General features: G+C 64.9%; 6 protein-coding genes. 2 read left to right on the forward strand and 4 right to left on the reverse strand.

Annotated elements, in window-relative coordinates:
* Position 1: 1 nt before the first annotated feature.
* Genes ACOXXX_RS11190 through leuS form a run of 3 tightly spaced genes read right to left on the reverse strand, consistent with a single transcriptional unit; the run spans position 2 to position 4,054 of the window.
* The gene (locus ACOXXX_RS11190; RefSeq protein WP_422826660.1) at positions 2-1,009 is read right to left on the reverse strand and encodes a DNA polymerase III subunit delta; all 1,008 of its coding nucleotides are present in this window, start codon (positions 1,007-1,009) and stop codon (positions 2-4) included.
* Entirely contained in the window at positions 1,006-1,494 is a 489-nt protein-coding gene (gene lptE, locus ACOXXX_RS11195; protein ID WP_422826661.1) for an LPS assembly lipoprotein LptE, read from the reverse strand. The genes ACOXXX_RS11190 and lptE overlap by 4 nt, the downstream gene beginning before the upstream one ends.
* Positions 1,481-4,054 carry a leucine--tRNA ligase gene (gene leuS, locus ACOXXX_RS11200; RefSeq protein WP_422826662.1) on the reverse strand — a complete coding sequence of 858 codons (2,574 nt, stop codon included), beginning with the start codon at positions 4,052-4,054 and terminating at the stop codon, positions 1,481-1,483. The genes lptE and leuS overlap by 14 nt, the downstream gene beginning before the upstream one ends.
* Before the next feature lie 178 nt (positions 4,055-4,232).
* On the opposite strand from leuS, the gene ACOXXX_RS11205 reads away from it, so the two are divergent.
* Positions 4,233-5,492 carry a glycosyltransferase gene (locus ACOXXX_RS11205; RefSeq protein ID WP_422826663.1) on the forward strand — a complete coding sequence of 420 codons (1,260 nt, stop codon included), beginning with the start codon at positions 4,233-4,235 and terminating at the stop codon, positions 5,490-5,492.
* Positions 5,493-5,537: 45 nt separating this feature from the next.
* Here the strand turns inward: ACOXXX_RS11205 and ACOXXX_RS11210 are convergent, their stop codons facing one another.
* A complete protein-coding gene (locus tag ACOXXX_RS11210) occupies positions 5,538-6,041 on the reverse strand; it encodes a DUF3576 domain-containing protein (protein ID WP_422826664.1) in 504 nt (167 codons plus the stop codon).
* Positions 6,042-6,331: 290 nt separating this feature from the next.
* Here ACOXXX_RS11210 and ACOXXX_RS11215 point away from each other — a divergent pair.
* The coding region (locus ACOXXX_RS11215) for a porin (protein WP_422826665.1) at positions 6,332-7,161 on the forward strand (830 nt) is incomplete at its 3' end.

Genomic DNA, 7,161 nt, shown 5'->3' on the forward strand with positions numbered 1-7,161 from the left:
TTTACCCCCCTTGGCGCCGTTGCAGCATGGCCAGCCGGATCAGCGCCCGTTCCACCAGCGCCATGGCCGGGGCGTGCTGCCCGGCGGAGCGCAGCTGCAGATCGGTGTCGGTCAGGATGTCGAGCGCCATTTCAAGCTTGTACATTCCCCAGGCCTGCGCCTGCCGCATCATCCGGTCGCGCTGTTTCCAGTTCATCCGCACATTGCCGGCGTTACAGGCGATGGCGTGCAGCGCCCGGAAATGCCGCGTGCCAAAGATCACCAGCGTCACCGCATTGGTGCCCTGCGCCTGCAACCGCGCCATGACAGGGCCGATTTCGGCGGATTTGCCTTCGGCCACGACGTTCAGAACCGCATCCACATCCGCCTCGGTCGAGGTGGGGGCGCAGAGCGCCACTTCGGCCGGGGTCAGGGGCTCGGGGTCGTCGAGCTTGTACAGCGCCACCTTTTCGACGGTCTGACGGAAATCGCCGGGATCAAGCTCGCGCGCCAGCGCGGTGAGCGCGTCCATGGCGCTGCGGTCGACCTCGCGCAGACCGGCGCGCGCGAGGTCGGCCTCGATCTCGGCCCGGCCCGGCGGGTCGTTGTAGATCGCCGCGGCATAGGCGTTCTTGTGCGCCTCGAAGAGCTTGCGTAGCCCCGAGGCGGGTTTGAGCGCGCCCGCCGTCACCACGATCTGGGCATCGCCGGGCTTCCATTCCGCCAGCGCGGCGCCCACGACCTTGGCCAGCCCGTCGGTCGCCTCTTCGACAAAGGCGACGCGCGGGCCGGGGAAAAAGCCCTGCGCCTTGATCGCGTCCATCAGCATCGCCGTATCGCGGCGCAGATCGGCGCCGGGAATGCGCGCCAGCCGCATCTCGGCCTCGCCCTCGGGTCCGATCAGGGCGGCAATGACTTCCTGTCGCTTGAGCGCGACGCGCATCGCATCCTCGCCATAGATCAGCAGGCCGGTCTTGTCGGGATCGGGCCGCGCGAAATAGGCGTTGGCATCGCGCGCGGCAAGTTTCATTCCGGCAGGTCCGGCGACAGCAGCAACAGCTGGTCGACGATCTGATCGGCCAGGATCACCATCAGCCGTTCGCGCGCGTCGCGGGCCGAGGCGAGCGTCGCCACGTTCGACCCGGTGGCGGAATAGCCGGTGAAAGCGACGGTCTTGCGCTCTGACAACACCACGTCGGTCGCGGTGTCGCGCAGCGTGTAGGTGGCGGTGCCGGTCAGGCGAAAGCGCGTGGTCGTGCCGTCCGACGCGGTGCCGAAACCATCCGATTCGGTGTCGATATCGACCGACAGTGCATAGCGGGCAGCGCCGCCGCGGCCCAGCCGTTCCTCGATCCGGCGATTGAGCCGATAGTTATTCTCGGTCACCGGCGCATCCAGAAGGATGCGCCCCTGCAGCCGCTGCCCGGCCCCCTGCGGCCCATAGACGGGGGTAAACCCACAGGCCCCAAGCGCCAGCGCGCCAAGCAGGAAAAGGCGGCGGTCAGATGACGACATTCACGATCCGTCCGGGCACGACGATAAGCTTTTTCGGCTGGGCGCCATCCAGCGCCTTGATCACAGCATGATGTGCCAGCGCGAGCTTTTCAACCTCGGGCTTTTCCATGTCCTTGGGCACGATGATTTCACCGCGCCGCTTGCCGTTGACCTGAATCGGCAGGGTGACGGTGTCGTCGACCATCATCGCCTCGTCCGCGACCGGCCAGGGCGCGTTGGCAATGAGCCCCTCGCCGCCCAGCAGGGTCCAGACCTCTTCGGCCAGATGCGGCGTCATGGGCGACATGAGCTGTGCCAGAGTGCGCGCGGCGGTGCGTTTCGCCTCGGTCCCGGCGTCGGATTTCGCCAGCGTGTTGGTAAAGGCGTAAAGCTTGGCGATCGAGGCGTTGAAGCCGAAGGATTCGATGCCTTGCGTGACGTCGAAGATGGTCTTGTGCATTTCGCGCAGCAGCACCTCATCCGACCCTTGCGGGCCATCTTCGGAGGCGGCGATCTCGGACGCGATGCGCCAGACCCGCCCCAGGTGTTTCGACGCCGCTTCGGCCCCCGACGCGGTCCATTCCACGTCGCGTTCCGGCGGGCTGTCGGACAGGACGAACCAGCGCGCGGTGTCGGCGCCATAGCTTTCGATGATCGTCACCGGATCGACGACGTTCTTTTTAGATTTCGACATCTTGGCCGAGGCGATGACCTCGACCTCGGTCCCGTCGGCGAGCTTTCCGTCGGTCACATCCTCGGGGAAGTGATAGACCGGGCGGCCGTTGTCGTCGCGGGTCTGGTAGATCGCATGCGTGACCATGCCTTGGGTGAAGAGCGCATCGAAGGGCTCGATGCTTTTCGCGGGCAGGTTTCCGGTAAGGTGCATGGCCCGGGCAAAGAAGCGCGCGTAGAGCAGGTGCAGGATCGCGTGTTCGATGCCGCCGATATACTGATCGACGTTCATCCAGTAGTCCGCCTCGGCCATGTCCACCGGCCTTGCCGCATCGGGCGCGGTGAAGCGCGCGAAATACCACGACGAATCAACAAACGTGTCCATCGTGTCGGTTTCACGCTTGGCCGCCGCGCCGCAGGACGGGCAGGCGCAATCGCGCCAGGTGGGGTGCCAGTCCAGCGGGTTGCCGGGACGGTCAAAGGTAACGTCGTCGGGCAGCTTGATCGGCAGGTTTTCCTTTTTCTCGGGCACCACGCCGCAGGTGTCGCAATGCACCACCGGAATCGGGCAACCCCAGAAACGCTGGCGCGAAAGCCCCCAGTCGCGCAGGCGGAACTTGGTGACGCCCTGCCCCACGCCGTTTTCCTCGCAAAAGGCGATGGCGCTGTCGATGGCCTGATCGGCGGTCTGCGCCTCGTCCCCGGCAAAGCCGTTGATATAGCGCACGGTTTCGGGCTTGGGCGGCACATAGGCCGGGCCGCCGTCCTCGGGCAGGATAAAGGTGCCTTCCTCGCCCATGGCGGGCACGTAGACCGAGGTGACGGGCAGGTCGTACTTGCGCGCGAATTCCAGGTCGCGGGCGTCATGCGCCGGGCAGCCAAAGATCGCGCCGGTGCCATAATCCATCAGGATGAAGTTGGCCACGTAGACCGGCAGTTCCCAAGCGGTGTCAAAGGGGTGGCGGACGCGCAGCCCGGTGTCAAAGCCCTTTTTCTCGGCCTTCTCCATCTCTTCTTCCGAGGTGCCCATGCGGCGGCAGTCGGCGTTGAAGGCGGCCAGCTCCTCGTTGTCCTTTTCCAGCTGGCGCGCCAGCGGATGATCGGGCGAAATGCCCACGAACGACGCCCCCATCAGCGTGTCGGGACGGGTGGTATAGACCTCGATCCGGTCGTGGCCGTCCGGCGCGTCGATGGTGGAAAAGGCGAATTGCAGCCCGCGCGACCGGCCGATCCAGTTGGCCTGCATCAGCTTGACCTTGGCAGGCCAGTCATCCAGCCCGTCAAGCGCGTCGAGCAATTCCTCGGCCATGTCCGAGATCTTGAAGAACCACTGAGTAAGTTCGCGCCGTTCGACCACGGCCCCCGACCGCCAGCCGCGGCCGTTTTCGACCTGTTCGTTGGCCAGAACGGTCATATCGACCGGATCCCAGTTCACGACGGCGTTCTTGCGATAGACCATCCCCTGCTCGAGGAAATCCAGGAACAGCGCCTGCTGCTGGCCGTAGTAGTCCGGATCGCAGGTGGCGAATTCGCGGCTCCAGTCGATGGAAAGGCCCAGCGGCTTCATCTGCTCGCGCATGTCGGCGATGTTCTGGTAGGTCCATTTGCCCGGGTGGATGCCCTGCGCCATCGCGGCGTTTTCGGCAGGCAGGCCAAAGGCGTCCCAGCCCATCGGGTGCAGCACGTTATGCCCCGTGGCCAGCTTGTAGCGCGCGATCACGTCGCCCATGGTGTAGTTGCGCACATGGCCGATGTGAATGCGGCCCGACGGATAGGGAAACATTTCCAGCACATAGTACTTGGGCTTGTCGCCCGCCCGGCCGGCGGCCTTTTCGGCCTTGAAGGTCTGGGCGTCGTCCCAGGCCTTTTGCCATTTCTGTTCGATCTCGGCGGGATCATAGCGCGACATGCTGTTTTCCTTTGCGGCGCGGCACACGGTCTGGACTCGGGTGATAGGGCGACAGGCGCCAAGCGTCCAGTGCGGCGACGACATTTCCGCCACCGGGGCCCGGTCAGATGCGCGCGGCGCTTGGTCTTTGCGGGACCGCATGCCAGAAAAGGCAAAAACATCCCGAGGCGCGGCACATATGAAGCTCTTGCTGATTCACCAGAACTTTCCCGGCCAGTACAAACATCTGGCCCCGGCGCTGGCGCAGAACGGCCATCAGGTCGTGGCCCTGACGCCCAAGGTGGAAAAACCGACGCGCTGGAACGGGGTGCAAGTGCTGCCCTACAAGATCAGCGGCCGCAGCACGCCGGGCATCCATCCCTGGCTGGGCGATTTCGAAACCAAGCTGCTGCGCGCCAGCAGCTGCTATGCCGCCGCCATCGGGCTGCGCGACCGGGGCTTTCAGCCGGACGTGATTCTGGCCCATCATGGCTGGGGCGAAAGTCTGTTCCTCAAGGATGTGTGGCCCACCGCGCGGATGGGTCTTTATTGCGAGCTTTACCATCTGTCGGCTTATCCGCTGGCGGATTTCGACCCGGAGTTTCCATCCAAGTCACCGGCGCAGGACGCCCTGCGCATCCGGTTGAAAAACCTCAACAATCGCCTGCACGAAGAGGTGATGGACGCGGGCATCAGCCCGACGCATTTCCAGGCGGACACCTTTCCCGAAAAATACCGCGACCGGATCACCGTGGCCCACGACGGCGTCGACACCGATCTGGTGGTGCCCAACCCCGATGCCCGGCTCGAGGTGTCGGATGGCAAGGTCCTGACCCGCGAGGACGAGGTCATCACCTTCATCAACCGCAACCTTGAGCCCTATCGCGGCTATCATATCTTCATGCGCGCCCTGCCCGAAATCCTGCGCCGCCGCCCCGGGGCGCAGGTGGTTCTGCTGGGCGGGGACGAGGTCAGCTATGGCGCCCGCGCGCCGCAGGGCCAGACCTGGAAGCAGATCTACATCGACGAGGTGCGCGGGCAGATTTCCGATGCCGACTGGGCGCGCGTGCATTTCCTGGGGCGCGTGCCCTACGACCGGTTCCTGGCGATGATGCAGGTCAGCCGGGCGCATGTGTACCTGACCTATCCCTTCGTGCTGTCGTGGTCCCTGCTCGAGGCGATGAGCGCGGAATGCGCGATCCTGGCCAGCGACACCGCCCCGGTCAAAGAGGTGCTGCGCGAGGATGAAACCGGGCGCATGGTCGATTTTTTCGACCGCGCGGGGCTGGTGGAGCGGCTTTGCGCCCTCTTGGACGACGCGCCCGCCCGCCGGCGGCTGGGGGCGGCGGCCCGCGCTTTCGTGCGTGAAAACTACGACCTGCGGCGTGTCTGCCTGCCGCAGCATCTGGCCTGGGTGGACACGGTGGCAGCGCTGAACCCGCGTGCGCCGCAGGATTGAGGCCTGCGGGCCGTGTTCAAAGGGCTGTCGGGCAGCGAGCGCGTATCAGAATCGGCTGTCCTGCTGGCGCAGCTGCCGCGCGCGGGTCAGAATCGCGTCTTCGACGCTGCGCAGCGTGTCGGGGCTGACCGGGCCTGACCGGGTCTGCAGCGCCAGGTTCAGCGAACGGGCGTCAAGCGCGGGGTCCGAGACATAGATCGTCGCGCGGTAGGCGCGGCCGCCGCCCGGCGGGGTGCCGTAGCCGGTGCTGATCACGCCGGTGAACGGATCGACAGACTGGACCGGCAGGAAATCCAGAACCTGCAACGAGGCGTTCCAGATATACTTGTTGATCGCCCCCACCTGACCGGCATCGGGGCGCGGACGGAAGAGATCGAAAAAGGTCGATTGCGGCCGCGGGCGGTCGCCGTAAATAAGCTCGTCCTGAATTTCGCTGGCCGGACGGGTTTCGACCGGCTGGCCATCTTCGCGCCGGAACGCCCCGCATCCCGCCAGGGTCACCAAGGCAATCGCCAGACCCATGCGCGTTCCGAACCGCAGCTTATTCATATTTCCCGCTCCTGCCGGTCTTTTTCCTGTCTTTTCCATACCCGCCAAGCCTGCGCCCGACAAGCCGAACTTGACCGCGCCCCCGCGGGCGCATGCGTGCACGCGCGCGCAGAACAGATGTGCATCCCGCCCCGCCCGAAAAGCTTGTGACAAATGCGCATCACTGAATCACTTGTTGGACGGGCGCTTTTTGCACCGCTTGCAAAGGCGGGGCCGCCGGGAGCATAGAGGCTTCATCAAGGCCGGACATCCGGATTGGTACGTGCCTTACGAACATCATGAGGGAAACAATGAAAAAGATTCTTTTTGCAACCACCGCGCTGGTCGCAACCGCGGGCGTCGCCTCTGCTCAGGACCTGGGCATCGGTTTGACCGGGATGGCCGAAATGGGCATCTACGACATCGGTACCGGCGACACTCAGTTCCACACTGACATCGACGTCACCTTCACCATGTCCGGCGAAGCCGACAACGGCCTGACCTTCGGCGCCAACGTCGACCTCGACGAGTCGGTCACCGGTGCAGCATTCGCAACCGGCTCCCAGGGCGGCGAAGCCATCTTCGTGTCCTTCGGCGGCGCAACCCTGACCATGGGTGACACCGACGGTGCAATGGACGCACGTATGCCCGAAATGGCGCTGGCTGGCGGTTCCATCCAGGACGACGAAACCGGCCACGTCGGTTTTGACGACCAGGACGGCCACCTGCTGCTGGGCACCGACTCCGGTCTGTCGCTCGACGGCAACGGCGACGGTCAGATCGCGCGCTTCGACTACACCTACGACGCGTTCGTGTTCTCGTTCTCGGTCGAGCAGGCCAACAACGGTGCAGACACCTACGGCTTCTTCAACGCAATCGGCGTTCCCGCCGGTTACGACGCAGACCCGATCTACGGTCTGGGTGTTGGCTACGCTGGCGAATTCAACGGCATCTCGCTGAACGCCGGTTTCGGCTTCCAGTCGCAGAACGACGTTGCTCAGACCTACGGTCTGGCAGCGACTGCCGGCTTCTCGAACGGCCTGTCGGTTGGTGCAACCTTCTCGAAGACCGAAGTCGACGGCACCCTGGAATCCACCTTCGGCCTGCCGGATGAGGACATCACCCACGTCGGTCTGGGCGT

The organism is Thalassococcus sp. BH17M4-6, from assembly GCF_049323015.1.
Classification (GTDB): domain Bacteria; phylum Pseudomonadota; class Alphaproteobacteria; order Rhodobacterales; family Rhodobacteraceae; genus Puniceibacterium.